The sequence below is a fragment of the Idiomarina aquatica genome (assembly GCF_004362895.1).
GTDB lineage: Bacteria > Pseudomonadota > Gammaproteobacteria > Enterobacterales > Alteromonadaceae > Idiomarina.
Genome location: NZ_SNXI01000005.1, coordinates 142,773 through 167,404, shown reverse-complemented (window position 1 = coordinate 167,404; position 24,632 = coordinate 142,773). Strand labels below are relative to the sequence as shown.

The 24,632-nt window shown below is 48.0% G+C and carries 25 protein-coding genes; 17 read left to right on the top strand and 8 right to left on the bottom strand.

Annotation, left to right across the window (positions count from 1 at the left end; genetic code table 11):
* Positions 1–21: 21 nt before the first annotated feature.
* Complete coding sequence (locus DEU29_RS05985; RefSeq protein ID WP_133539345.1) at positions 22–459, bottom strand: YqaA family protein; 438 nt, start codon at positions 457–459, stop codon at positions 22–24.
* Between the two features lie 77 nt (positions 460–536).
* Between DEU29_RS05985 and DEU29_RS05980 the strand changes: the two genes are divergently transcribed.
* From DEU29_RS05980 to DEU29_RS05960, 5 genes are all read left to right on the top strand, one after another.
* Entirely contained in the window at positions 537–1,142 is a 606-nt protein-coding gene (locus DEU29_RS05980; RefSeq protein ID WP_133539344.1) for a DUF502 domain-containing protein, read from the top strand.
* A 76-nt stretch (positions 1,143–1,218) separates the two neighbouring features.
* Entirely contained in the window at positions 1,219–1,596 is a 378-nt protein-coding gene (gene pyp / locus DEU29_RS05975) for a photoactive yellow protein (RefSeq protein WP_133539343.1), read from the top strand.
* Positions 1,596–2,858, top strand: a complete 1,263-nt coding sequence (locus DEU29_RS05970; RefSeq protein WP_133539342.1) for an AMP-binding protein — start codon at positions 1,596–1,598, stop codon at positions 2,856–2,858. The genes pyp and DEU29_RS05970 overlap by 1 nt, the downstream gene beginning before the upstream one ends.
* 116 nt (positions 2,859–2,974) lie before the next feature.
* Positions 2,975–3,604, top strand: a complete 630-nt coding sequence (locus tag DEU29_RS05965) for an OmpA family protein (RefSeq protein WP_133539341.1) — start codon at positions 2,975–2,977, stop codon at positions 3,602–3,604.
* Entirely contained in the window at positions 3,601–4,044 is a 444-nt protein-coding gene (locus DEU29_RS05960; RefSeq protein ID WP_133539340.1) for a GNAT family N-acetyltransferase, read from the top strand. Before DEU29_RS05965 ends, DEU29_RS05960 begins: the two co-directional genes overlap by 4 nt.
* Here the strand turns inward: DEU29_RS05960 and DEU29_RS05955 are convergent.
* The 3 genes from DEU29_RS05955 to DEU29_RS05945 form a co-directional block, all read right to left on the bottom strand.
* Positions 4,041–4,190 (bottom strand): DUF2256 domain-containing protein, encoded by a 150-nt coding sequence (locus DEU29_RS05955; protein ID WP_133539339.1) that lies wholly within the window; start codon positions 4,188–4,190, stop codon positions 4,041–4,043. The genes DEU29_RS05960 and DEU29_RS05955 overlap by 4 nt on opposite strands.
* A complete protein-coding gene (locus DEU29_RS05950; protein WP_133539338.1) occupies positions 4,159–5,616 on the bottom strand; it encodes an FAD-binding domain-containing protein in 1,458 nt (485 codons plus the stop codon). Before DEU29_RS05950 ends, DEU29_RS05955 begins: the two co-directional genes overlap by 32 nt.
* 561 nt (positions 5,617–6,177) lie before the next feature.
* Positions 6,178–7,068: a LysR family transcriptional regulator gene (locus DEU29_RS05945; protein ID WP_133539337.1), complete on the bottom strand. Its 891-nt coding sequence runs from the start codon at positions 7,066–7,068 to the stop codon at positions 6,178–6,180.
* A gap of 116 nt (positions 7,069–7,184) precedes the next feature.
* On the opposite strand from DEU29_RS05945, the gene DEU29_RS05940 reads away from it, so the two are divergent.
* From DEU29_RS05940 to DEU29_RS05930, 3 genes are all read left to right on the top strand, one after another.
* Positions 7,185–9,194, top strand: coding sequence for a ligand-gated channel protein (locus tag DEU29_RS05940; protein ID WP_243734492.1), 2,010 nt, complete (start codon positions 7,185–7,187; stop codon positions 9,192–9,194).
* A 76-nt stretch (positions 9,195–9,270) separates the two neighbouring features.
* Positions 9,271–10,290, top strand: a complete 1,020-nt coding sequence (locus tag DEU29_RS05935) for a zinc-dependent alcohol dehydrogenase family protein (RefSeq protein ID WP_133539336.1) — start codon at positions 9,271–9,273, stop codon at positions 10,288–10,290.
* Positions 10,291–10,355: 65 nt separating this feature from the next.
* Positions 10,356–10,868, top strand: coding sequence for a protein disulfide oxidoreductase (locus DEU29_RS05930; RefSeq protein ID WP_133539335.1), 513 nt, complete (start codon positions 10,356–10,358; stop codon positions 10,866–10,868).
* A 17-nt stretch (positions 10,869–10,885) separates the two neighbouring features.
* Here DEU29_RS05930 and DEU29_RS05925 read toward each other — a convergent pair whose 3' ends face one another.
* A complete protein-coding gene (locus tag DEU29_RS05925) occupies positions 10,886–11,272 on the bottom strand; it encodes a BON domain-containing protein (RefSeq protein WP_133539334.1) in 387 nt (128 codons plus the stop codon).
* A gap of 91 nt (positions 11,273–11,363) precedes the next feature.
* On the opposite strand from DEU29_RS05925, the gene DEU29_RS05920 reads away from it, so the two are divergent.
* On the top strand, positions 11,364–12,230 hold the full coding sequence (locus DEU29_RS05920) for a mechanosensitive ion channel domain-containing protein (RefSeq protein WP_133539333.1): 867 nt from the start codon (positions 11,364–11,366) through the stop codon (positions 12,228–12,230).
* On the opposite strand, the gene DEU29_RS05915 is transcribed toward DEU29_RS05920, so the two are convergent.
* Entirely contained in the window at positions 12,227–12,427 is a 201-nt protein-coding gene (locus tag DEU29_RS05915; RefSeq protein WP_133539332.1) for a hypothetical protein, read from the bottom strand. The two genes, DEU29_RS05920 and DEU29_RS05915, sit on opposite strands and share 4 nt — an antisense overlap.
* Positions 12,428–12,515: 88 nt before the next feature.
* Between DEU29_RS05915 and DEU29_RS05910 the strand changes: the two genes are divergently transcribed.
* On the top strand, positions 12,516–12,662 hold the full coding sequence (locus DEU29_RS05910) for a DUF3149 domain-containing protein (RefSeq protein ID WP_133539331.1): 147 nt from the start codon (positions 12,516–12,518) through the stop codon (positions 12,660–12,662).
* Between the two features lie 2 nt (positions 12,663–12,664).
* On the opposite strand, the gene DEU29_RS05905 is transcribed toward DEU29_RS05910, so the two are convergent.
* Entirely contained in the window at positions 12,665–13,846 is a 1,182-nt protein-coding gene (locus DEU29_RS05905; RefSeq protein ID WP_133539330.1) for an MFS transporter, read from the bottom strand.
* A 143-nt stretch (positions 13,847–13,989) separates the two neighbouring features.
* Here DEU29_RS05905 and DEU29_RS05900 point away from each other — a divergent pair, with 143 nt between their 5' ends.
* The 5 genes from DEU29_RS05900 to DEU29_RS05880 all read left to right on the top strand — a co-directional run bounded on the left by DEU29_RS05900 (position 13,990) and on the right by DEU29_RS05880 (position 21,404).
* Positions 13,990–14,904 (top strand): M14 family metallopeptidase, encoded by a 915-nt coding sequence (locus DEU29_RS05900; RefSeq protein WP_133539329.1) that lies wholly within the window; start codon positions 13,990–13,992, stop codon positions 14,902–14,904.
* Positions 14,905–14,931: 27 nt separating this feature from the next.
* On the top strand, positions 14,932–16,290 hold the full coding sequence (locus DEU29_RS05895) for an MBL fold metallo-hydrolase RNA specificity domain-containing protein (protein ID WP_133539328.1): 1,359 nt from the start codon (positions 14,932–14,934) through the stop codon (positions 16,288–16,290).
* Positions 16,291–16,433: 143 nt separating this feature from the next.
* On the top strand, positions 16,434–18,509 hold the full coding sequence (locus DEU29_RS05890) for a cytochrome D1 domain-containing protein (RefSeq protein ID WP_133539327.1): 2,076 nt from the start codon (positions 16,434–16,436) through the stop codon (positions 18,507–18,509).
* A gap of 3 nt (positions 18,510–18,512) precedes the next feature.
* Complete coding sequence (locus DEU29_RS05885) at positions 18,513–20,693, top strand: TonB-dependent receptor (protein ID WP_133539326.1); 2,181 nt, start codon at positions 18,513–18,515, stop codon at positions 20,691–20,693.
* 150 nt (positions 20,694–20,843) lie between these two features.
* On the top strand, positions 20,844–21,404 hold the full coding sequence (locus DEU29_RS05880; RefSeq protein ID WP_133539325.1) for a porin family protein: 561 nt from the start codon (positions 20,844–20,846) through the stop codon (positions 21,402–21,404).
* Between the two features lies 1 nt (position 21,405).
* On the opposite strand, the gene DEU29_RS05875 is transcribed toward DEU29_RS05880, so the two are convergent.
* Positions 21,406–22,131: a nucleoside-binding protein gene (locus tag DEU29_RS05875; RefSeq protein ID WP_208107610.1), complete on the bottom strand. Its 726-nt coding sequence runs from the start codon at positions 22,129–22,131 to the stop codon at positions 21,406–21,408.
* 273 nt (positions 22,132–22,404) lie between these two features.
* On the opposite strand from DEU29_RS05875, the gene DEU29_RS05870 reads away from it, so the two are divergent.
* Positions 22,405–22,959 carry a DUF6436 domain-containing protein gene (locus DEU29_RS05870; RefSeq protein WP_133539324.1) on the top strand — a complete coding sequence of 185 codons (555 nt, stop codon included), beginning with the start codon at positions 22,405–22,407 and terminating at the stop codon, positions 22,957–22,959.
* A 70-nt stretch (positions 22,960–23,029) separates the two neighbouring features.
* Positions 23,030–24,631, top strand: coding sequence for a sensor domain-containing phosphodiesterase (locus DEU29_RS05865; protein WP_133539323.1), 1,602 nt, complete (start codon positions 23,030–23,032; stop codon positions 24,629–24,631).
* The last annotated feature ends 1 nt before the right edge of the window (position 24,632 follow it).

Here is a 24,632-nt window from a genome sequence, read left to right as displayed (position 1 = left end):
CCTCTAAAATATGTGTTTTGGTTACACCAAGCTTAAAACAACCGCATAACGAGCGAATTTACCTAGTGTTACCAGCACGATAAATAAACTGACTGGTGTTCTTAATACGCCCGCCACCAAGGTCAGTGGATCACCGATAATGGGCAGCCAGGCAAAAAGTAATGACCACCAGCCAAAACGATTGAAAACCTTCTCGGCTTGCTTTAACCGTTGCTGGCTCTTATCTGCAGGGGAGTTAACCAGTCGATGATGAGCCCAGCGCCCGATAGCGTAATTAACACAGGAACCCAGTACATTACCGGTAGTGGCAACGGCTAGCAAGCTTAATGGCTCGCCGCCCTGGTAAGCCAGCGTCAACAGTACCGCTTCTGAGCCCATCGGCAACAAAGTGGCAGCAATAAAGGCCGATAAAAACAGACCTAAATAGCCAAATGATAACAAGGTATCAGTAAATTCCATGCAAATCCGTGGTTTCAGTGATAGCGTTTACCAAGGTTTATAGTAACAGCAACTCGTCAGAGGACGGACTCATTGCCATGAAAATTATTATTCAGTCGTTATTAAAAGGACTTGCGATTCTGTTGCCGATTATTGTCACCGTTTACCTGGTGCAGTGGCTATTGGTAACAATAGAAACCTGGCTATCGCCTATTTGGAAGGCGGTACTGGGCGAGACCTATTACTTTCCGGGACTGGCATTTATCAGTTTTTTGGTGTTAACCGTATTAATCGGTTTTAGTACCCGTTGGCGTTTTATGAACTGGGTATGGCAACTGCCTGGTATGTTGATGAACAAGTTGCCTTTGCTGCGTAGTCTATACGGCACCGTTAACGATGTCTTTGAGATGATGTCGGGTAAAGATTTTGCTGAAGAGTCGGTGGTGTTGGTGACATTGCCGAACAGTGAAACTCGTCTCATTGGCATTGTGACGAAAAAAAGTGGTGACGACGATGACCGCCTCTCGAAGATGCTCAACGATGATCAAGTCGCGGTATTTTTACCGATGAGTTACAACGTGGGTGGCTATATGATTATGGTGCCGAAAAATTGCGTCGAATCTATCGATCTTAAGCCTGCGGACGCGCTGCAAATGACAATTAGTGCCGGGTTAGGCAAAAATCGCGATCATAAATCAAACTAATTTCCTTTAACCGCTGATCTAAATGGCAACCGTTCTTCTAAAAGAAGGTGAGCATTCGCAAAATTAGGAGAATTGAATGGAAATCGTGCAGTTTGGATCTAACGATATCGAAAATAAACTAGCGTCGATGGATAACGGTCAGTTAGATGACGTTGCATTTGGCGCTATTCAACTGGATGGCAACGGCAAGATTATTCAGTACAACGCTGCCGAAGGTGATATCACCGGCCGTGATCCATCAGCGGTAGTGGGCAAGAACTTTTTTACTGACGTAGCGCCGTGTACGAACAGTAAAGAGTTTAAAGGTAAGTTTGATGAGGGTGTTAAGAACGGTGACTTAAACACCATGTTCGAATACACCTTCGATTATGAAATGAAGCCGACTAAAGTGAAAGTACACATGAAGAAAGCCTTGTCAGGCGATAGCTACTGGGTTTTTGTTAAGCGTCTGTAATGAGTACCTTATCGCAGGCTTCAATTATTGCCATCATCGGCGCGCTGACGGCCGATGAACTGGCAAAGATCCGTAAAAAAGACAGCCAGCTCTGGAAGGGGCGTCAGTGGAAGTCAGATACGATTATCACTACCGCGTCGCGTGCTCAGGGCAATGATAACGAAGTTAAAGTAGACTCATTTGAGTGGATGTCGATTGCCAGTCGCGTGGTTGACTTTTTTCAGCTGGATAGTACTGGTTTGGAAGATTACTTGCTCCGTGTGTCTAGTTTGGGCGAGTGGGCTGAGGTGGTACAGACCAGCAGAGAGCAGGGCAGCAAGGATATTACCTTCTCGTCGTCAGGTTCGAGCGGACAGCCTAAGAAATGTAGCCAGCGCTGGGATGACCTTTACCGTGAAGCTGAATATTTTGCGAGCTATTTAGGTGATAACTTAGGTGACAACGATGCACAGATAAAGCGTGTTATAAGTGCCGTTCCCCCTCACCATATCTATGGCTTTATCTTTTCTGTGTTATTACCGGAAGTGATGAGTGTACCCGTCATCAGAGGGTTAAAGGCGTTCACGTTAACGCAGGGTCAGCGACTCGCTAACGGTGACCTTTTAGTTGGCTTCCCGGGTTGGTATCGACAGTTAGCACAAGCCAATGTGGGCTTCCCGCAACAAGCACATGCGGTTTGTTCCAGCGGGCCGGTGGCGTCAGATGTTTTACAACAGTTACACCAGCAGGGCTTGAGTCAAATAATCGAAGTCTATGGCAGTAGCGAGACGTCGGGCTTGGGCGTGCGCATTATGCGCGACGGTTGGTATGAATTATTGCCACGTTGGCAGCGCCGTGATCTGGAGCATGTCGTCGATATTTCGACCAATGACAGCGTTGCAGTTCCGGATGACCTTGAATGGCGTGACGAGCGTCATTTTAAACCGCTAGCGCGCAAGGACCATGCCGTACAAGTTAACGGCTATAACGTTTACCCTAAGCGCATCGCTGCGCTGATGGCAGAGCATCCGAGTATTAAAGAGGCGCGGGTTCGATTAATCGAAAGTGACAGTGACAGCGGTTTAAAAGCGCTAATTGTGGCTGAGCAACAAGCGTTGAATATGCCGACGGAAGCATTGATCGCCCAGGTGCAGTCGTGGCTTGCAGAAAAGCTTGATGATGCTGAAATGCCACGCAAATTTGCAGTCTCCGGCGATGTGCCTGTTAATGACATGGGTAAAGAGATTGACTGGGATCTGCAAGCGGACCTAATGAGTCGCTAAGTAGCGCGTGACAACGACTAAAATTTAATATCTGTAAAGATGCTGTAAACCATTACAGCGAAAATTTTTGATTATGCTAAAGTGATTATCAGTTTAGGCAAGAGGGAAGTGTCGCAATGAAAAAACTGATTTTAGTAACTGCATTATCGTCGTTTGTTGTTGCCGGTTGTGCCAACATGAACAATACTCAAAAAGGTGCGGCAATTGGTGCGGTAGCCGGTGCGTTACTTGGTAAGGGTACTGGCGACCATGATAAAAGCCGCTATGTATGGGGTGCTGCAGTAGGGGCCTTGGCCGGCAGCGCCATCGGTAACTACATGGATAAGCAGGAGCAAGAGTTCCGCGACGAATTATCCGGTAGTGGCGTACAGGTTATTCGCGAAGGTGACAATATACGCCTGCAGTTACCCGGTAATATTACCTTTGCAACGGACAGTGCCAGTATTTCACAGAACTTTTATCCGGTATTGGATGACGTAGCTAAAGTGCTGAAAAAATACGAAAAAACCACCATGATGGTTGAGGGTCACACCGATAGCACGGGTGATGCGGCCTACAACCAACAGTTGTCGCTAAATCGCGCTATGGCAGTACGCAACTATCTGGTCGGTAATAGTATCGATCAGCGCCGCTTAACGACCTATGGCTATGGCGAAAATCAGCCGATTGCTGACAACAATACGGCCAGTGGGCGTGAGCAAAACCGTCGGGTCGAGCTGAAAATCATTCCGAATACTCAGCAATGAGCAGTTTAATTCGGTTGGCGGAGGTTACAGATCTGCACAAGCTGTCGCTTTATGAGCGGCAGCTTTATGGTGCCGAAGGGTATCCAGAACTGTTGTTTTACCAGGCTTATCGGCAGTGGCCGCAGTTGCTTTTGGTATCGCAGAACGATGACGTTGCGTCGGGGTACAGTATGATGGTGCCACTGGATCCACAACGCGTGATGCTGATGTCACTATTGGTAGCAACAGACTTCCAACAGCTGGGGCTGGGCAAAGCGCTGTTGCAACACAGTATGGTCGTTGCCAAACAAGAGGGCTATGAGACTATGGAACTGAGTGTTGCGCCAACTAACACCAAAGCGGTAGCTCTGTATCAAAAAGCCGGCTTTAGTGTGCTTGACGAAGTTGCTGACTACCTTGGCAAGGACGAAGACCGCTTAATAATGAGTAAACAGCTTTAATTCGTCTGCTTGTGGCGTTGTCGTCTGCAACGTTCGGAGCAATACTTCACCTCGTCCCAACAATCCCGCCATTTTTTGCGCCAAACAAAAGGACGCTCACAAACCGGGCAAATTTTACTGGGTAAATTTTGTTTTTGGTGCGGCATGGCGATTGAGTATCCGTTTTTTATGCGCAAGAACTTGTGGTTTTTTACGCCAACTCCAGAGTCTGTCGCGGGCCGTTTTTGCCGCCGCATCGACATCGATAATGGGGGCAGGATAATCCTTTCCCAGGCTAAAATCATAGAGTTGCTGTTCCATGGCGGTAAGTTCCCACGGCTGGTGAATAAAGTTTACCGGTAACTCTGCCAGCTCCGGGCACCAGCGACTGATAAATTGCCCTTCGGGATCTTTTTCCTGCCCTTGTTTAATGGGGTTATAGAGCCGAATGGTATTAATACCGGTAACGCCCGCTTGCATCTGAAACTGGGCATAATGGATACCGGGCTCAAAATCCAAAAATAATCGTGCCAAATGGGTAACCCCCAAGCGCCAGTCGAGTGCCAGGTGATGAGTCAAAAAGCTCACCAGCATGGCGCGCATACGAAAGTTAATATACCCCGTGGTCTGCAGGCAGCGCATACAAGCATCAACCATTGGTATACCCGTTTGCCCCTGTTGCCAGGCTTTCAGGTGCTGTTGTGCCTGGTCGCCGGTGGTGAGTGGCATATCGTTATAGCCGGGATTAAGATGACGAAATTCCATTTCGGACTCGCTCTCAAATTTTTGAATAAAGTGGCAATGCCAATGCAGTCGGGAGCTGAAAGCCATGAGCGTGCGCCGCCAGCCCGGACGTTTCCATGACTTGAGCACAGTATGGTAAACCTGCCGTAAACTGATGTTACCCCAGGCTAAATAGGGTGACAGCCGCGAGCAGGCTGTTTCGGCGGTTAATGGGCTGGATAACTGACGGAAGTAATGCTGGCCACGGCCGGCATAAAAGTCGTTAAGCGTTGCCCAGGCGCTAGTTTCGCCACCGGTTTGAAAATTTTCGTCGGGTTGCTGCCATTCGGTCGGCAGAGTGTCTGATGTCGGCACATCAATTAACCATTGGGCATTATTTACATCGGGATGCTGGGCTTTAGCACGCATCACCTGATGCCAGTGTTTATCCCAATTTCTGCGATGAGTTAAGCCGCGGACAACGGCGCCGGTTGGCGACTCTGACCAATCAATGCCGCGGTTTTTGCACCATTCAGCAACCGCGAGATCACGTTTAAAGGTGTAATCCAGGCCGACTTCCTGATGGCTAAATAGTGCTGAGATACCGAATTCCTGGTGCAGCGCTTTTAACACCTCTAAAACCGGCGCACGTTTTACCCACAGCGCGATATCCGGACACTGACGCCTGAGGTCATCCAGGCTTTGCGTAATAAAACGAAAATGCCGCTCGCTTAAGTGCGGATCATTGACCATGTCAGGTTCAAATACGTATACCAATAAAACGGGCTGACCGGCTGCTATAGCCCGCTGTAGCGGCTCGTGGTCGTGCAAACGTAAATCGCGTTTTAACCATACAATAGACAGTGGCATGAATAACATGTGTAGTAAAAAAAAATTTAAACGTGTCTAAGTGCAAAAAAGATCATGTTGATGAAGGTTGGCTCAGATAGTAGGCTTTACTCCACATATTTTTTACATAACAACCATAAATCCCTCGGGTTTAGACAAAAGGCGACTAGATGAGCAGGACCAGATTGACGAATACACAGCGTGCGTTGATACGCTTTATTCTAAGTTATGTTGCTATCTTAATAGGACTTGTCATTTTTTCTTTATTTTTGGGTGTTCAACTTTCTGGCTATATGTTGAGCCCGATGTTGGCGGCTGTTTATGGTTATAATCACTTGGCATCACTCGTTGCACGTAAGCCATCGGCGAGGAAGAGACGCAGTTTATTTTTTATGGCATTGGCTTCTTGTTACTATGGAATATTTTCTTCATATATATAGCGGTCGTTGACGACGGAGTGATGGATTGGTTTGCCTATGGTGTGACGGTTACGTTACAAATGGTTTTGGATATTATCGGTCTACTAGTCGGAATTTTTATTGCCACGAAATCTAAACATATCCGCCAATTATCGACATAGACTTAAATCGCATTAAAATGCGCCTTTAACAGCTTAATAGCGGTTTGTGTTTTAGCCGGAATAAAATCGCGTTGAGGCGTCACTGCATGCACAGTATAGTTAGGTACAGTCCAGTCAGTCAGTAACTCAACTAGCTCGCCGTCAGCAAGTGCCTGTTCAACCTCGATCTTTGGCACTAAGCCGAAACCCACGTTATCTTTTATCATTTGAATAAGTGACTGCATATTATTGACCATCAGTCGGCGTTGTTTTAATTCAAATAACTCGCCACCCGGGTGCGATAGCTGACTAATCGTATTTTGTTCGCGAATATGGCTAATGTAATCTTGAGCGTGCAACTGTGAAGGATGTTTAGGCGGAGAGTCGGCCAGGGGGTGTTGGCGGCTCACACACAAGCACATCTGCCATTCAGCTAATTGTCTTGCCACCATCTGCGAGTCACTTAACGGGCCGATACACAGGCCCAGGTCGGCTCCCTGGCGTACTAAATTACAGGGCTCATCGGTTAATGTTAAATGCACACCCATGTCGGGAAACTCGCTCATCAATTGCTTTAACGGCCCACTAAGCAAACCGCCGCCAAAACCGGCCGGAGCGACTAACTTGATAACGCCTTGCGGTTGTTGTTTCAGCATCGCCAATTTTGACTGCATCAACTCGGCTTCGTCTGCAATTTTTCGGGTGGTTTGGTAATACAGTTCACCGGCCTCGGTTAATGACATCGAGCGGGTGTTGCGAACAAAAAGCGACAGGCCAATTTCCTCCTCCAATTTTTGTAACTGTTGACTGACGGCAGATACCGTCATATTGAGCTCGCGTGCCGCTTGGCTCATGCTGCCGGTGCATGCTGTTTGGTTAAATACCCGTACTGCTTTTAAGAGGCGCTGGTTCATTCCTTTAAGTGTTCCTTAATCCTGAATTTAACAGATTGCGATGGTTTGCGCGTTTACAATGCGTATTATAGCAAACACGAATAATTCGCATTAACAATTTATCAGGAGAATGAGAAATGTCAATTGCGCGATGCACGCAGACAAGAATTGCTGCAGCAATAACCATGGCAACGACGGTAGCTACTTTGGCCTTACCGGCTCATGCCCAGGATAAGCGGCATCACCACAAGCAGGAAAAGGTCATGGAAACCATGGTGATAACTGCGTCGGCCGGAGAGCAGTTGTTAAAGGATGCGCCGGCATCGATTAGCGTTATTGATAAGCGTCAGATATCTAAACGCTTTTACCGCGATCTGACCGATGCACTAACAGACGCACCTGGCGTTATCGTAACCGGAGGTGGAGACCGTCAGGATGTCTCTATTCGCGGTATGGGGCGAGATTACACCTTAATATTAGTGGATGGACAGCGGCAAACATCGCGTGAAACGCGCCCCAATAGCGATGGTCCCGGGGTAGAGGGTGCCTGGACGCCGCCGCTGGCTGCTATCGAACGAATTGAGATTATACGCGGACCGATGTCGTCACTTTACGGCTCTGATGCCATTGGTGGCGTTATTAATATTATCACGCGTAAAACGCCTGACGAGTGGCGCTCAGAAGTTCGCTTTGACGCCACCCTGCAACAACGTGATGAGTCGGGAAATATTTACCAAACGAACTTGTTCACTTCTGGCTCTCTGATTGATGACGTGCTTGGGGTTCAGTTATACGGGCAGTTCAGCAAACGTGAAGAAGATGCCATATACGAGGGTTTCCGCGGCCGCGAGGCAGATAATATTACGGCTAAACTGGCGTTCACACCGAGTAAATCACACGAGTTCTTACTGGAAGCAGTCAGCCAGAATCAAACCCTGGATGCAACCTTGGGTAAAACCGTTGAACCGCTGGCAGCAGGAGAAGAGTGTGGTCGTCGCGGTTGCCCTGAATCATCGACAACCGATTATCAGGGGCAGTCAATTTCTTTAGCGCATAATGCATTTTGGGATTTTGGCAGCTCACGGAGTTACCTTAAAAAAGACGAATTTGATAATAAGTCACGCTTGATCAGCGTCGACAATCTGGATTTTCAAACACTCTGGTCAGTACCGCTAAATGATCAACATAGCCTGAGTTTGGGCGGCTCATACTATAAAGAGGAGCTGACCGATTTAACCACCAATCAGGTTAGCGATTTAACCTTTGTCGAGGGTTATCAGTGGTCGCTGTTTGCGGAGGATGAATGGCGACTGGCGCCAGCGTTTGCAGTAACAGTTGGCGCGCGTTACGACGAGGATAAAACCTTTGGCGGTCATTGGAGTCCGCGTATTTATGGGGTTTGGACGGCAAATAACCGCAGCACGCTTAAAGGCGGTATTTCGACCGGCTTCAGAGCTCCCGGACTGCGAGAAATTACGCCGCAGTGGGGACAGGTCAGCCGCGGTGGTAACGTCTACGGTAACCCGGACTTACAGCCGGAAGAGTCGATAAATTATGAATTGGGTTGGTACCAGCAATGGCGCCATGGTAGCGGTAATATCACCGTTTTTTATAACGAGTTTAAGGATAAAATTACTCGCGTTGCGTGCCCTCAGACAATTTGTGATGCCGGGCCGAATGAATTCGGTAGTTTACCGACTACGCGAGTTAACGTGGATGAAGCGGTGACGCAAGGGGTGGAATTGAGTGCCAGCCACAAATTTACGCGTCGCTGGAAGTTATCGGGTAACTATACCTATACGGATTCAGAACAAAAAACCGGCGAATATGCCGGCAGTCCGTTAAATCAATTACCGAAACATCTGATTCAGTTATCTATGGATTATGCCTGGAATAAGCAGACCAACAGTTGGATACGTGTGCATTATCGCGGCGAAGAGAGCCAGCCGGTGACCGGCCCCTCGCAAGATAGCTTGATTGCACCATTTTATACGTTGACTGACCTGGGAGTTAATTATGCGCTAACGCCCGCAGTAAAATTGAGTGCCGCTCTTTACAACGTCTTTAACGAACAGATCATGGTTGCGGACTATGGATATGTTGAAGACGGGCGGCGCTTATGGCTGTCGGCTGCGGTAAGTTTTTAAGGTAACCTTATTGATCTAAAAGCGGGTCACGCAATTATAGTAAGGCGTGACCTTTTTATGCGATGGGGAGAACCTAATGGCTGAGCAAATTACTGCGTTAAAACTTAAACAACCCTTCGGCCTGGATAATATCGAAGCGACAAAAATAGACGATCCCGGCCAGCCGGGTGCGGGTGAAGTTCGCGTCCGTATCAAAGCGAGCTCTTTAAATTTTCACGATTTTGGTGTCGCCGCCGGTTTTATTCCAACCGAAGAGGGGCGCATTCCACTGTCAGATGGCGCGGGTGTGATTGAAGCCGTCGGCGAGGGCGTCGAGGATTTTTCCGTTGGCGATAACGTGGTATCGACGTTTTTCCCATACTGGCTCAGCGGGCCGGCGCCGATTGGTGATTTTCGCACAACGCCGGGAGATGGAGTCGATGGCTATGCCCGCGAGGTTGTGGTTTGCCCGGCGCACTTTTTTACTGAGCAGCCGCAGGGGTTTAGTCACGAGCAATCAGCGACATTGACCACTGCCGGATTAACTGCCTGGCGTGCTTTGGTGGTTGATGGCAATATCAAACCCGGCAACACGGTGCTGGTGTTAGGTAGTGGTGGGGTGTCGGTGTTTGCCTGCCAGATCGCAAAAAGTCTGGGCGCCACCGTTTTTGCGACCTCGTCGTCGGATGCAAAATTAGAACAGTATAAAAAGCTGGGCGCCGACTACCTCATCAACTATAAAGACGATCCCGAATGGGGCAAAACGGTGCGTAAGTTAACCCATGGTCGTGGTGTTGATCATGTTATCGAAGTCGGCGGCCCGGGCACCTTGCCGCAATCAATAAACGCCGTGGCGATTGGCGGTCATATCGCCCTGATTGGTGTGCTAACCGGTAACGAGGGTGAAATACCGACGACCCGGTTAATGGCTAAGCAAGCACGCTTACAGGGGCTTATTGTGGGCAGTCGTGACAACCAGAAAGACTTGGTGCGGGCGCTTAACGTTAACGGTATAAAGCCGGTCATTGATAAGACCTTTAAACTGGATGAACTAGCCGACGCCTTTCGCTATGAGGAAGCCGGCAAACACTTCGGTAAAATTTGCATTTCGTTTTAAAACAGATCGTTAATTAGTGATAAGCTGGGCCACAACAAGTGCACTACAGGTAGTTGGAGTTGTTTGTGGCCTTTAAAAATTCAGTATGGGCTAAACGCATCGCTAAAACGGTGGGTTATTTTGTTGCGATATTTATTATCGCGATGCTTGTCGACTGGTACCGCTCTGCAGATATAGAGACCACAGTCCCTGAGCAAAGCACCACATTGAGGACATTGCAGGGCGACACCGTCGATATTATTGAACGCTCAAAGGAAGCGCCTGTGTTGGTCTATTTTTGGGCGACCTGGTGCCCTTATTGCACGGTTGTTTCACCGATGGTTGATGGTATTGCGGAGGATTACGACGTTGTTACTGTGGCTTTTTCTTCCGGTGCTGACGAAAAAGTTATGCAAATTGCGCAACAAAAAGGTTATGAGTTTGCCACGGTTAATGACCAAACCGGTGTGCTGGCGAGGCGCTGGGGCGTGTCGGTAACACCGACCATACTGATTATTCGTGATGGTGAGGTTCAGTCAGTAACGACCGGGCTAACCACGTCGTTAGGCATGCGAGCCAGACTGATGCTGGCTCGCTAAAACAGCTATTACTCGTCTTAATTACCGCCGACAACAATATCGTTTTCGACGTCCTCAACACCCTCAACTCCCGCGGCCAGTTGCCCCGCGGTTTCTACATCGTTATCACTGGCAAGCGTGCCGGATAGGTAGACCGTACCGTCACGCGTTTCTACCGATACGTTGGCGCTGTCAATACCACCGTTATCGAACAGTGCGGTTTTAACTTTTGCAGTAATTTGCGCATCGCTAAGGTAGTCACCAGCTTGCTCCATTTGTGCTTTTGCCGCTTCGCCCATATCCTCGGCAGCCTGTGACGCCGAATCCATTGCATCTTCGGTTTTGCTGTCAGCAGATTCCTGACTACAACCGGCGATAGTAAATAAACCCAATAACGTCGCTGTCGCTAAAGTCATCTTTTTCATTATAAATTCTCCTTTCCTTGAAACCCAATAAAAACTATAGTTCAAGTCATTGAATTCGCCACCATCTTTACGACAATTTACTTAGAGAGTCATGAACTTACAGCAAATCGTTAACCAAATTGTGGAGCAACTTCAGGCTTCAGATTCCCTTTTACGACTATTACTCAGTACATCGGTTTTAATCGCTGTAGTGGTGTTTGCACGCTGGGTATTGCGCCGCTTTATTCGCCGTAACGTCAATTCCAGTGATTTACGCCGCCGCTGGCTGGTGCAGTTAAGGAATGGGCTATTGTTGGTGCTGTTGTTCGGGCTGTTCATGATTTGGAGTAATGAACTCAGAACCTTTGCGTTGTCATTGGTTGCGATTGCGGTGGCTTTGGTTATCGCGACCAAAGAGCTGATTATTTGTATTAGTGGTACTTTGATTAAAGGCGGCGCGCACGCGTTTCATTTAGGCGATCGTATTCAAATAAAAGAATATCGCGGCGATGTGATTGACCAAAACCTGTTAACGACTACGATTTTAGAGGTTGGGCCGGGTAAATACATGCAACAGCGCAGTGGTCGCATGATTGTTATTCCCAACTCTTTATTTGCTACGGAGCCGGTGATTAACGAAAGCTACAGTAAAGACTATGTGCTGCATACCTTTACCGTCCCTTTTAAGCGAACCGATAACTGGCAGCTTGCACAGCAGGAGTTGCTGCGAGTGTCACAGGCTTACTGTAAAGACTATATTGCCGACGTAAAACGACATTTTGACCGCATTAGTTACCGTACCGGCCTGGATACTCCGGCAGTTGAACCACGGGTAACATTGCAGGTTGAGGACCCGGAAGACATTACTTTGGTAGTACGTGTGCCCACCCGGGCAGAAGGGCGCAATTGGCTCGAACAAAGTATTCTCAGCGATGTTTTTAGTGCTAATGATTTTAGCCGAATTATTCCGACAACTTAATCGTCGTTGTTATCCTTAGCCTTTTCTGTACTTTGTTTGCGCTTCAGGGTAGCCCCATAAGCCACACCAAAAGCTATGCCCAGCGCGACACCCAAAGCAATTTGATCCATCACCACGCCAATGGCCGTGCCGACGGCCACGCCAACACCAATAGCAACGCCCATAGGGTCGGTTTCACTGGGTTTCTGTTCGCTCATAAGATTGATCCATATCAATTGGTTAAGTGAGTAAGTTTTATAAACTAAAACCATAAACTCAATAGGGTAATTTACAAGGAGTACCGTCATGAGCTTATGGCAGGAATTTTTTAAAGACCCGGTAATCTTTATCTCTTTTGTGGGCCTTGGAATCGTTATTGGCCTATGTATTTTTTACGCTATTTTCTTTTATAAGAAAATGGTTGCCGCAGAAAATAAACAGCGGCACTCGTAATTTTAAAGGCTTTCGGCGTAATTAACTTTACGGCTGTGATGTTTAGTGACAAAAAATACCAGCAAACCGGTTGCTGCCAGCAGACAACCGACCCATCCGGTACCCTGCCACTGCAATGGCGATACAATGGCGAGGCCGCCTAAATAGGCGCCCACGCCATTGGCGATATTAAATGCAGCATGGTTAAGTGACGCCGCCAGAGTTTGCGCTTGTCCGGCAACATCCATTAGCCGGACCTGCAAGGTGGGTACGAGTGCAGCGGTGGTGCCCAGTAAGAATACCATCGGCAAAATGGTTACCAGCTCATTGATGCTGAACGGAAAAATAAACAGCACCACGGTTGCCCAGGCGAGCGCACCGCCAATAGCCCACTTCATATTGACGTCAGTAGCCCAGCCGCCGACTAAACTGCCAACAAAAGAACCCACGCCGTAAATGAGCAAAGCGATAGGTATCCAGCCTTGGTTAACCTGAGTCGCTTCTAACAAGGTGGGGGCCAAATAGCTCAATACGGAAAACATGCCGCCAAAGCCAATACTGCCAATAGCCAGAGTTAGCAGCACTTGTTTATTTTTTAGCGCAGTTAACTCAGTTCGCGTGCGCGTGGACTCGCCGGCATTGATAGCGGGCACGGCCACAACAATTAGCATCGCAGCGGCCAGTGCGGTCATACCGACGCCCTGGTATACAACACGCCAGTCGAGCAGTTGACCAAACCAGGTTGCCAGTGGGTTGCCGACTAAAATGGCAATGGTTAATCCCATCATCACCAGAGTCACTGCCATACCGCGCTGATCTTTTCTGACCATTGCGGCTGCTAACAGGCATACGATGCCGCCGTAGGCACCGTGTGGCAAACCGCTAATAAAGCGTAACCACTGCAATTGCGTAAAGCTTTCGGCGTAAGCGCTGGCGATGTTACTGACGGCGTACAGGCTCATTAAGGCAATTAGCAGCGGCTTTTTGGCAAGCCGGGAAAACAACAGCGTGATTACTGGCGCGCCAACCACAACACCGAGCGCGTAAAGACTGATTAAATGCCCGGTTTGCTGGGATGAGGTGCCGAAATCAGCGCCGATGTTGGGCAACAATCCCATCATTACAAATTCGCCAATACCAATAGCGAACGTACCGATGGACATGGCGAATATTGCAGTGTAAATTTGCAATCTGGAATACGACATTGGATTCGAGGATCTCTTTGCAGCTGAAAGAAACAAGGATAATCAGATCTTGGCATAGTACCTTAAGCAGCTAAATATCGCTATCACCAAGGTGATTTATGTTAGTCTGGTAGCATGCTAACGTTGTTGAATAAGGAGTGAACATGACCGAGCAAAACCGTATTTATCCTATTGGTACGCCAGGCAAGCCCTGGGGTGAAGAAGAAAAGATGCAGTGGTTGCAAGCACAAACTAAAAAACGCGATTATCGCGAGCAGGTACTGACAAAGCTGGAGGCCATGGCGCCACGCTTTGATATTCAACAATATGGCAGCCTGGAGTACTCGGTAGGGCAGTATCCATTGTTTGTGGTGCGTAATAAAAACTGGAATAGCGAAAACCCAACGGTGTTAGTGACTGGCGGTGTGCACGGTTACGAAACCAGTGGTGTACAGGGCGCTTTACAGTTTATCGATACCGAATTGGAAAACTACAGCGAGCACTTTAATTTTGTGGTGTTTCCCTGCTTGAGTCCGTGGGGATACGAAACCATTAATCGCTGGAACCCTGATGCCGTCGATCCAAATCGCTCGTTTATTGATGACAGTCCGGCGCAAGAATGTGCACTGGTCATGGAACATTTGGAACAAGCAGACATTGATATTCTTGTGCATATCGACTTACATGAAACTACTGACAGCGATAACTCAGAGTTTCGTCCTGCTAAAGCGGCACGCGAGGGCGAAGTCAATACGAACTGGAATATTCCGGATGGTTTTTACCTGGTGGGTGATTCAGAAAACCTGCAATTGGACTTTCAGCAAGCGGTTTTAAACGAAGTCCGGCAGGTAACGCACATTGCTGATGCCGATGAGGATGGCAAACTGATTGATGCAACGGTTGATACCGAGGGCTTAATCAGCTTTCCGGTTAATTCCTTAGGTTTATGCATTAGCATGACCAATGCCATGTATACCACCACCACTGAGGTTTATCCTGATAGCGCCCGTGCTACTCCGCAAGAATGCAATCAGGCGCAAGTTGCAGCCGTAGTTGGCGGGTTAAAGTTTTTACAGTAGGTCGCAAATAGGCTGAGGAGGCCGGTTATGAAAATCATTTTTTTAGGTGGTACAGAAACAGTCTCCGGCTCCAAGTATTTAGTCGAGACCGAAAACACACGTATTTTAGTCGATTGTGGGTTATTTCAGGGCTATAAATGGCTGCGCAAACGCAATTGGCAGCCTTTGCCGATGGGCATAAACCACGTCGACGGTGTGGTGCTAACGCATGCGCATCTCGACCATTCCGGCTTTGTCCCGGTACTCTATAAAGAAGGCTACCGGGGCCCTGTGTTTGCGCATCAAGCGACCACCGAACTTTGCCAGATAATGTTGGCTGACAGTGGTCGAATTCAGGAAGAAGATGCCAAGTTCCTGGGTAAGCACGGCTTGAGTAAGCATAAAGATCCACAACCGCTATATGACGAAGCAACAGCCAATGCCAGTATAAAACTCTTTCAAAGTGTTGAGTTCCATCAGCAATTTGCGATTGGTGATATCCAGGTTACCTTGCAACCGGCCGGGCATATTTTGGGTGCAGCCAGCGTTATTATCGAGGCCGAAGGTAAACGGGTGGCCTTTTCCGGTGATATAGGCCGGCCCAACGACATCATGATGTATCCTGCCGAAAAACTACCCGCCGTTGATTTGTTATTACTTGAATCGACTTACGGTGATCGCCGTCACGAAGCGACAGACAGTGCTGAGCAGCAGCTGGCTGAAGTTGTTAACGAATGCGCATCGGGCGGCGGGGTGCTGATGATACCAGCTTTCTCTGTTGGCCGTGCGCAGCTGATGCAACACTTATTAGTTAAATTGATGGCAGAAGGACGGGTTCCGAAACAACCTATTTTTCTTGACTCGCCAATGGCCATTAACGTGACCGAAATTTATCGGCGTCACCATAAGCTTCATCGTTTAAGCAATGATGACTGTCAACGTGCTTTTAACACCGTTATCTATACGCGCAGTGTCGATGAGTCAAAGGCTATCGCATCGCAAAATGGCCCACATATTATTATTGCCGGTAGCGGCATGGCCACCGGTGGGCGTATTTTGCATCACTTTAAGCGCTGGCTTGCGGACCACCGCGCTACCGTATTATTTAGTGGGCATCAGGCTGGTGGCACACGCGGTGCGAAAATGTTGCAAGGTGTGGAATCAATCAAGGTTCATGGCAGCTGGCTGCCGGTTAAAGCACGTGTGCGGCAACTTGACGGCTTGTCAGGGCATGCTGACTACAGTGAACTCACAGACTGGCTGAAAGCATCTGAATTGCGTGCTGACACGCCGATTCAATTGGTTCATGGCGAACCTGACGCGATGGAAGCGTTTCGTGATCACTTGTCGCAGACAACTAACTTTGACGTCGACATTGCGGACTATCAGGGCGTTTATCACCTGTGATACCCACTTGTGGATATCACATAAGAACCTGAAAACACTCACTTTAGTTAATAGCTAAAGAATAAAAAGTCGCCTAATTTGGGTCTGGGAATAACACAAATCTATTGCTAGATGCCGTGTCCAGGTCCAAAGGAGGGCTATCAATGGCGACTTTTATAAAAACATACCTACCCAAACTCTCAATGATGTCGGTCGCGATTAGCGCGACCTTTATGCTGGTAACGCCAGCAACAGCTCAAGATGGCGAACAGGCTTACGCAAAAAATTGTCAATCATGCCACCAGGCAAATGGAACCGGTTTAGCCGGTGCCTTTCCTCCGTTAGCAAATAACCCGCACTTAGCTGACGACAAACTGCATGTGGTAAGAACGGTATTAAAAGGTATGTCGGGCCCTCTCGAGGTGAATGGCAACAAATACAACGCCATGATGCCGCCAATGCAGCATTTATCAGATGATGAGATAGCGGCCATTGCGAACCATGTGCTGTCGAGTTGGGGTAATGATTTTGGCTCGGTGAGCGTGGCAGATGTCGATGCTATGCGCGTTGAGTTGGGCTTAAAAGACCGCGCAGCGGGAAAACCTCATGCCGAAGCAACAGCCGCTGAGATGCAGTATAAAGGTGCGCCCACTGCGATGAAAGGTGGTAAGCAAGTGGTAACTCCGGGTGCGCCGCCAATGACTGAGGACGAGTTCGCCCAAGCGCAGGAAATTTACTTTCAACGCTGCGCTGGCTGTCATGGCGTTTTACGAAAAGGGGCAACAGGGCTTCCTTTGACAACCGATATTACGCAGGAAAAAGGTACTGAATACCTCAAAGCGCTTATAAATTATGGTTCGCCTGCTGGTATGCCAAACTGGGGAACATCCGGCGAATTGACTGCGGAAGAAGTCGATATGATGGCGCGTTTTATTCAGCACGAACCGCCAGTGCCGCCAGAATGGGGTATGCCGGAAATGAAGGACAGCTGGGTGGTACATGTCGCACCAGAGGATCGTCCTCAACAACCGCAACACGATTATGATGTCGACAACATGTTCGCTGTTACTCTGCGCGACGCGGGACAAGTCGCAATTATAGATGGGGATAGCAAAAAAGTACTGAACTATGTAGAAACCGGCTATGCAGTGCATATTTCGCGCGCATCCAGTTCAGGCCGCTATTTCACGACCATTGGCCGCGATGGCAAGATTGATTTGATTGATTTGTACATGGAAGTCCCGTCTGTTGTTGCTGAAATAAAAATTGGCTTAGAAGCGCGTTCAGTCGAAAACTCTCGTTTTAAGGGCTATGAAGACAAGATTGCGATAGCCGGCGCTTATTGGCCACCCCATTACGTGTTAATGGATGGACAGACACTAGAACCGCATAAAATAGTATCGACTCGCGGCATGACGGTTGATACCCAGGAATATCATCCGGAACCACGGGTAGCTGCGATTGTGGGTTCACACAAACACCCGGAATTTATCGTTAACGTTAAAGAAACCGGTCAGATTAAACTTGTCGATTATTCAGACATGGATAACTTACAGGTAACTACCATTGATGCCGCACCTTTCTTACACGACGGTGGTTGGGATTCGAGTGGTCGTTATTTTTTAACCGCTGCTAACGAGAATGACAAAATTGCCGTAGTGGATGCGCTGGAACGTGAACTCGAAGCACTGGTTGACGTTGAACGTATTCCACACCCGGGACGGGGCGCAAACTTTGTCGATCCTGAACATGGTCCGGTTTGGGCAACAAGCGCACTGGGTAATGCCAACATCACCTTGATCGGCACCGACCCGGAAGGTCATCCTGACAACGCTTTTAAAGTAGCCCGCATCTTAGAAGGTCAGGGCGGTGGTTCACTATTTATAAAAACCCATCCAAAATCGTCTAACCTTTGGGTTGATACACCGTTGAATCCAGATGAAGAAGTTTCTCAGTCGGTTGCCGTCTTTGATATCAATAATCTCGATGCTGGTTATGAGGTGCTGCCAATTGCCAAGTGGGCGGATTTGGGTTCGGGACCAAAACGTATCGTACAGCCGGAATACAACAAGGCAGGTGACGAAGTTTGGTTCTCTGTTTGGAGTGGCATGGAAGAACAATCAGCAATCGTCATTGTTGATGATAAAACGCGCAAACTTAAGCACGTCATCAAAGGTGAGAAGATTGTTACACCGACCGGTAAGTTTAATAACTACAATACACGAAACGAGGTGTATTAAACGATGCAGCAAAAACACATGGGTTTAGCGGGTGTTTTGTTTGCTGTGACAACGGGGCTATTTAGCCCCGTTGTTTTTGCGCAGCAAACAGACAACCAACAAGTTAATGATGCGTCGATTGAGCGTATTACCGTGGTGGCAACACGCCAGCCGCGGGCAGTTTCTGACGTTGCAGGAACTGTCAGCATAATTGATCAGCAACAGTTGCAACAAAACCTGGTCATTGATGCGGCAGATATGGTTCGCTACCAAGTTGGTGTTAGTGTTGATGAGAGCAGTACACGCTTTGGCAATGACGGCTTTAGAGTGCGTGGCATTGGCGGAAATCGCACATCAATTATTGTCGACCAGGTTCCTGTAGCGGAGCAGTTTGCTGTAGGTAGCTTTTCTAATAGTGGGCGAGGATTGCTTGAATTAGGCTTAGTTAACCAAGTCGAGGTGTTGCGTGGCCCGGCATCGACACTATATGGCAGTAAGGCGTTAGGCGGTGTAGTTGCGATTGAATTGTTGGATGCAGATGACTTGCTATTGGGTGAATCGTTTGCCGGTGTTTTTCGTAGCGGTTTTGATAGCGATAAAAATCAGGCGCGCCTGATGACAGCTGTTGCAGCTGAAAAAGACGGAAATCGTTGGTTATTAGGTGCCGCTGCTCAATATGGTGAAGAACGCCATGTTGATCCTCAACATCATCGCCAACAAGCGGTTTTACTGAGTTTTGAATCGCGTTTAGCCGCTGGTGAAATAAAGCTAAGTGTTGATGCGCTTAATGATGAACGTGACACCCAAATTGAATCAATCATCGGTACCGGAAGGCTTACTAACACCACAGCGATGCAGGCTGATGATCAACGAGAGCAATGGCGCGCATTACTTGAATATGACATCCGGGATCTGGATTTTGCTGACTCGATGCAGTCACGGTTGTTCATACAAAACAGTGAGGCGCAACAATACACGGATGAACAGCGACTGTCAGCGGATCCCGCATTATTTATTGAGCGCGATTTTTCCTACCAACATCGGCTGTATGGTGTTGGCGCAGACTTTGCCAGTAGCTTGCGTATCGGTGATGTTGATCAACAATTGGGCTACGGTTTTGAGTGGCTAAAGTCAACGTATACTGATCTACGTGATGCTGAGCAACTAAACTTGGAGACTGCCGAATCCACAAAAGTATTACTGGGTGAACAATTCCCGTTACGTGACTTCCCTACCACCGAAGTTCGAGAACTGGGCGTTTACGTGCATAACGAGATTGCATTAATGCCCAAATTAATGCCCAACGTGACGTTAATCCCAGGGCTGCGCTATGAATACTATGAGTTAGAAAACCAGCCCGATGCTTTGTTCGCTGAGCGCTACCCGCAAGCCGACGTAACCGATTTAAGCGAGGATGCGTGGCTGCCAAAACTTGGGTTATTATGGCAGAGTAGCAAGCGTAGCGAAGTTTTTGCACAGTACGCTCGAGGCTATCGCGCGCCACCTTTTGCCGACGTGAATGTCGGCTTGTATTATCCTCAGTTTGGGGTGTTGGCTATCTCCAATCCTGATCTTAAGGCAGAACGTGGCTACAGCCTGGAAGCTGGATTTAGACAACGTTTTGATGAGGGCCGCTGGCAGTTAGCCGTTTACGACAACAGCTACAGGGATTTTATCGAGTCACGGGCGCCGCAGGGGGTTGATCCGCAGCAGGGGTTGTTGATTTTTCAATCCGTTAACCGGGATCGTGTTTCTATCAAAGGAGTTGAACTAGAGTGGCAGCAAAATTGGAACCCTCGCTGGGCAAGTCAGGTCGCACTTTCTTACAGCACCGGGGAAGATGACAGAAGCGGCAGAGAGTTAGCCGGTGTTGCGCCGGCTCATGGCGTGTTTGAACTAAGTTATAAGCCCGGTTCTGGTGACTGGCAAAGCCGTTGGGTACTCACCGCATATGATGGACAACCCGAGCTTGAAAGTAGTGATGCCGAACCTTTGTATGAAAGCGCGGGTTACGCGACGGTAGACTGGTTAGTGAGTTGGTATCCGGCTAATAATATCGATATAAATATAGGGCTGTTTAATGTGTTTAATCGTGACTATTGGCATTACAGCAGTGTTCAGGGTTACGAGCCCGATAACCCTGCTATCAGCGGACTGAAGGCTGCTGAAAGACATCTGGCACTCAACTTCGCGTTGAACTTTTAAGACTTTACCAAATTTAGACTGTAACAGCAGGCTAAATCTCCTTAAGTTAGTCGTTTATCTCTGACAAAGGAATTCGCCGGACAGACCTGTTGTTTGTTATATGGAGTGCTATCATAGGGAAACTTTTGGCCCCTTAAGGAAGAGGAAATAATGCAAGGTATATTTAAAAAGCTATCATTGGTTACTTTGTCTGCGCTGGCGTCAACGTCCGCTTTGGCGCAACAACCCATGCAATGGAATGATTATTACATTGCGGTGCAGGGTAGCCAGTTCAGTGCGGATTCGGGAGCGGCGGACATTCCGACTGCTAAACCTAATGTGCTGAGCTTTGCGGTTGGGCAGACGATTCATCCTAATGTGGCGGTCGAGGCACGTTTAGGTTTTGGCGTAGCCAGCGACACCATCAGTTATGAAGTTATGCCGGGTACGTCGATTAATAGCGAAGTGGAATTAGATTACGCGGTCAGTTTATTGGCAAAACCGCAGGCGCAGTTAACCAATCAATTGTCGGTATATGCGTTGGCTGGTTGGTCACGCAGCGAAATTAGCAGTGGTGGCGCATCGGGTGCAGAGAGCGGCTTGAGTGTGGGTGCCGGCTTTGAAGTAAAAACATCACAACAGCTGGGTTTTTACTTGGATTGGTTGAGGCTAATGGACGAAGATTACTTTGAATTGTCGTCCATTAACCTGGGTATGACTTATCGCTTTTAGCTTAAAAATGCCACTTTAGCAGCAAGTTCGGATTATGCTCGTTTACTCCGTCAATATAAAACTTGTTGCGCCAGTAAACATATTCCAGGCCCACGTAAAGTGGGCTTTTTAATTCCAGGTAGGGGGCAATATCCAGTTTCAGCTGCGAGGTGAAGTTAAGGTTTGCCGGACCAACGCCGGAAATTCCCGAAGCATAGTCAATAAAACCATCATATAACCAGCGGCTATTACCTAAGCTAAAGGAGGTGGCCCAGGTTGCCGTTAACTGGTAGTTATTGGCGAACCCGTCGTTATTGCGGCGATAAGCGTCCAGCTCTAAGTAGTCGAACCCCGGAGCATTGAAAGCGACACCCAAACCATAAAGGTAGTGGGTAAAGCCATCACCGATTTCTACCGTGGTGGTAACGCTGGTGTTACTAACCCAACTGTCGCTGTGCTCGGTAAGATAAACTTCAGGTGACACCTCGATATAGGTTTCGGTATCACCATTTCCCGATTCTAACCGATCAGCGAAGCTAAACAATTTGCCCCAGCTATAGCCCGAGACGTATTCAAGGGTAAGCACTTGCCGATCACTATCGCCAACCTCGTAATCGTCGCCATACAAGTAAGTTAAGCTGGTATCAGACCAATATTGTTCTGCCGCTATCGGCGTGGTGGCCAACAAAGCCGACAGAGCGATTGACGGGGTTGCGATGCGCTTAACTATTTTTGAACGTTCATACATAAAAAAGTGGCCAATTGTCTAAAAAGGCGTCATTATATTTATCTCAGACGATTAATCCAGCCTTAGGCTAATTAACGTAAAAACGTCTGTACTTGCTGTGTTAGAGGCTTTCATGACCACTTACCCCTGGGTTCTTTCCGCACACCGCGTGTTTACTGGTGTTTTGCTTGCGCATGGTATCCGATCAGGAGCAGCGTTTGGTCGATAGTAACGATCGTAAAGCGCAGCAAATGGCCGAGGCGGCAGAGCGGTTGCGTCAGCAGGTGGAGCGCTTTGCTGTCTAAACGCTGGCGTCAGCGCAGCCTGTGGCTGTTGATCGTAGCTTGGTTTGGTGCCGTTCTGGTTGGTCTTTGGTGGCTGCTGGAGGCGCGCTTGGTATGGTTCGATGCCGAGGGCCGTTTACAGCAGCAGGTCAGTAGTAATGACTTTGAGCAGCGGCTGGCTAGCCAATTGCAACACATTGCGCCGGACCTGAGCTCATCGGTTTTTCACGTATTCGCGGAGAGTTGCCAATGCAACTGGCGTACACGCGCGCACCAGCAAGCTACAGAACGTTCAGTCAAGGTGCAAGGTGGTCACAATATCACCATTGATATCGATCAATACCCCGAATTAAAAACACTGCTACCGTCAACACCAGCGGTGATTATTTATAACGCGAACCAGCAGTTAGTGTATTTGGGACCATATGCTGATGGTGCGTTTTGTACTACTGAAACGAGCTTTGTCGAACAACTGCTACCCGAAATCAACAGCAACAAGTTAAAAGCCAACGGTGGCTGGGTAAACACAGTTGCAAATGGTTGTTATTGCAATGTCGCAATTTAATTCCAGTCGGGTTAGAGTAGAACGATAATAATAAAAAATTCACATTACAGTCGTTGTTAAGGGGTCGTTGGTGCATAATCAACAATTGCTCTCGCAATATGTTGCGGCATTAGAATCTTCCGCATTGTGTGCACGCTTGGATGCGCACGGGCGAGTTGTCTTTATCAGCGAGTCACTTCAGAAGCAGTTACACACTGATGCTGCCGTTATTGGCACACGTTTTACGCAATTTATTGAGCCATCCAACCGTGACCAATTAACCGATCGGATAAACTACGCGATTGAGTTTAAGCAGAGCTGGAATGGCATTGTGCGGTTGGTTTCCGCAACGACAACTGACAAGGACAGCGGTGCCTGGTTTAAGTGCTTGACTATTCCGTTATTCGAAAATGAACAGTTGTCAGAAATTGTCTTGTTGCTACAGGATATCTCCCGCGAAGTCTATCTGGATGAACTCCTCAACGAAACGCGTTTTGACGCAGTAACCGGGTTGGCAACCCGTGTTGATTTGCTTAATGACCTGAAAAAAGCTCGGGCACAATGTTTAGCGATATTAGATATTCGCAAATTTCGTTCGTTTGTGGACTTTTATGGCCTCGAGTTTGGTGACCAGTTACTGCGCGCATTCAGCAATTGGTCAGCTCAGTACTTATCCGAGAGTCGGTTGAATATTTACCGGCTCTATGGCGATAAGTTTGCCATTGCCGCCGATTTTAGAATGATCCCAAACCTGTTTGAAGTTCACTTACAGCAATACTACGATGCACTCGCCAAAGCGCAGTTCACAGTCGATGGCGGCGATGTTGAAATTGATATTGCATTAGGTATGGGAGTTGGCCGTAAAAAGCTTATTCAGCTGGCGGAAAGCGCTCTGGCAAAAGCTAAAAAAGTGTTTTCCGGGTACCAAATAGAGTGTGTTAAAGAGCGTGACTTTAGTCATTCGCACCAAATTAACTGGATGCCGAAGATTCAGGCTGCGCTGGACAATGATAATTTTGTTAATTATTACCAGCCGATAAAGAGTAGTAATGGTCAGCACGTGGATTATTATGAGGCGCTGGTGCGCTTACGTGACGGTAAAAATGACCTGCCGCCCGGTTTGTTTTTAGACAAAGCGAAAACCACGCGTTATTACAGTCAAATCACCCGCTCGGTTGTACAACAGGCGATGGTGCAATCGGAACGTCATCAGGTTGCGATATCGGTTAATGTTTCTATCGAGGATATCCTTAATCCGCAGACCGTGGAATTCATCCTGACAACTCTCGACCAACATCCCGCAGCGCAACTGATTTTTGAAATCACAGAGACTGAATCGACCGAGGATTTTTCAGCGGTCGAGGAATTTGCACAGCAAGTCCGTCAACGAGGAGCTAAAATAGCCATTGATGACTTTGGTGTGGGCTACTCAAACTTTTCGCGTTTGATTCAACTGCATCCTGATTATTTAAAAATTGACGGCAGTATCATCAAGAACATTCTGGAAGATAAAAGCAATGCCAGTATTTTAAATGGCATGATCAGTATCTGCCGCGAACTGAATATACCGATGGTTGCTGAATTTGTCGAAAACGAAGCCATTAACGGCTATCTGACTCAGCAACAAATCGAATACTTGCAGGGTTATTACATCGGTAGGCCGGCGCCGCACATATCGCAGTGGTTGAATTAAT

What these genes read in the sequence shown, in the direction of transcription:
- DEU29_RS05910 (WP_133539331.1), top strand. Translation starts at nt 12,516, where the DNA reads ATGAGCTTATGGCAGGAATTTTTTAAAGACCCGGTAATCTTTATCTCT.
- DEU29_RS05985 (WP_133539345.1), bottom strand. Translation starts at nt 459, where the DNA reads ATGGAATTTACTGATACCTTGTTATCATTTGGCTATTTAGGTCTGTTT.
- DEU29_RS05955 (WP_133539339.1), bottom strand. Translation starts at nt 4,190, where the DNA reads ATGCCGCACCAAAAACAAAATTTACCCAGTAAAATTTGCCCGGTTTGT.
- DEU29_RS05960 (WP_133539340.1), top strand. Translation starts at nt 3,601, where the DNA reads ATGAGCAGTTTAATTCGGTTGGCGGAGGTTACAGATCTGCACAAGCTG.
- DEU29_RS05885 (WP_133539326.1), top strand. Translation starts at nt 18,513, where the DNA reads ATGCAGCAAAAACACATGGGTTTAGCGGGTGTTTTGTTTGCTGTGACA.
- DEU29_RS05880 (WP_133539325.1), top strand. Translation starts at nt 20,844, where the DNA reads ATGCAAGGTATATTTAAAAAGCTATCATTGGTTACTTTGTCTGCGCTG.
- DEU29_RS05890 (WP_133539327.1), top strand. Translation starts at nt 16,434, where the DNA reads ATGGCGACTTTTATAAAAACATACCTACCCAAACTCTCAATGATGTCG.
- DEU29_RS05940 (WP_243734492.1), top strand. Translation starts at nt 7,185, where the DNA reads ATGTCAATTGCGCGATGCACGCAGACAAGAATTGCTGCAGCAATAACC.
- DEU29_RS05970 (WP_133539342.1), top strand. Translation starts at nt 1,596, where the DNA reads ATGAGTACCTTATCGCAGGCTTCAATTATTGCCATCATCGGCGCGCTG.
- DEU29_RS05965 (WP_133539341.1), top strand. Translation starts at nt 2,975, where the DNA reads ATGAAAAAACTGATTTTAGTAACTGCATTATCGTCGTTTGTTGTTGCC.
- DEU29_RS05900 (WP_133539329.1), top strand. Translation starts at nt 13,990, where the DNA reads ATGACCGAGCAAAACCGTATTTATCCTATTGGTACGCCAGGCAAGCCC.
- DEU29_RS05925 (WP_133539334.1), bottom strand. Translation starts at nt 11,272, where the DNA reads ATGAAAAAGATGACTTTAGCGACAGCGACGTTATTGGGTTTATTTACT.
- DEU29_RS05875 (WP_208107610.1), bottom strand. Translation starts at nt 22,131, where the DNA reads ATGTATGAACGTTCAAAAATAGTTAAGCGCATCGCAACCCCGTCAATC.
- DEU29_RS05895 (WP_133539328.1), top strand. Translation starts at nt 14,932, where the DNA reads ATGAAAATCATTTTTTTAGGTGGTACAGAAACAGTCTCCGGCTCCAAG.
- DEU29_RS05980 (WP_133539344.1), top strand. Translation starts at nt 537, where the DNA reads ATGAAAATTATTATTCAGTCGTTATTAAAAGGACTTGCGATTCTGTTG.
- pyp (WP_133539343.1), top strand. Translation starts at nt 1,219, where the DNA reads ATGGAAATCGTGCAGTTTGGATCTAACGATATCGAAAATAAACTAGCG.
- DEU29_RS05950 (WP_133539338.1), bottom strand. Translation starts at nt 5,616, where the DNA reads ATGCCACTGTCTATTGTATGGTTAAAACGCGATTTACGTTTGCACGAC.
- DEU29_RS05905 (WP_133539330.1), bottom strand. Translation starts at nt 13,846, where the DNA reads ATGTCGTATTCCAGATTGCAAATTTACACTGCAATATTCGCCATGTCC.
- DEU29_RS05935 (WP_133539336.1), top strand. Translation starts at nt 9,271, where the DNA reads ATGGCTGAGCAAATTACTGCGTTAAAACTTAAACAACCCTTCGGCCTG.
- DEU29_RS05920 (WP_133539333.1), top strand. Translation starts at nt 11,364, where the DNA reads ATGAACTTACAGCAAATCGTTAACCAAATTGTGGAGCAACTTCAGGCT.
- DEU29_RS05945 (WP_133539337.1), bottom strand. Translation starts at nt 7,068, where the DNA reads ATGAACCAGCGCCTCTTAAAAGCAGTACGGGTATTTAACCAAACAGCA.
- DEU29_RS05915 (WP_133539332.1), bottom strand. Translation starts at nt 12,427, where the DNA reads ATGAGCGAACAGAAACCCAGTGAAACCGACCCTATGGGCGTTGCTATT.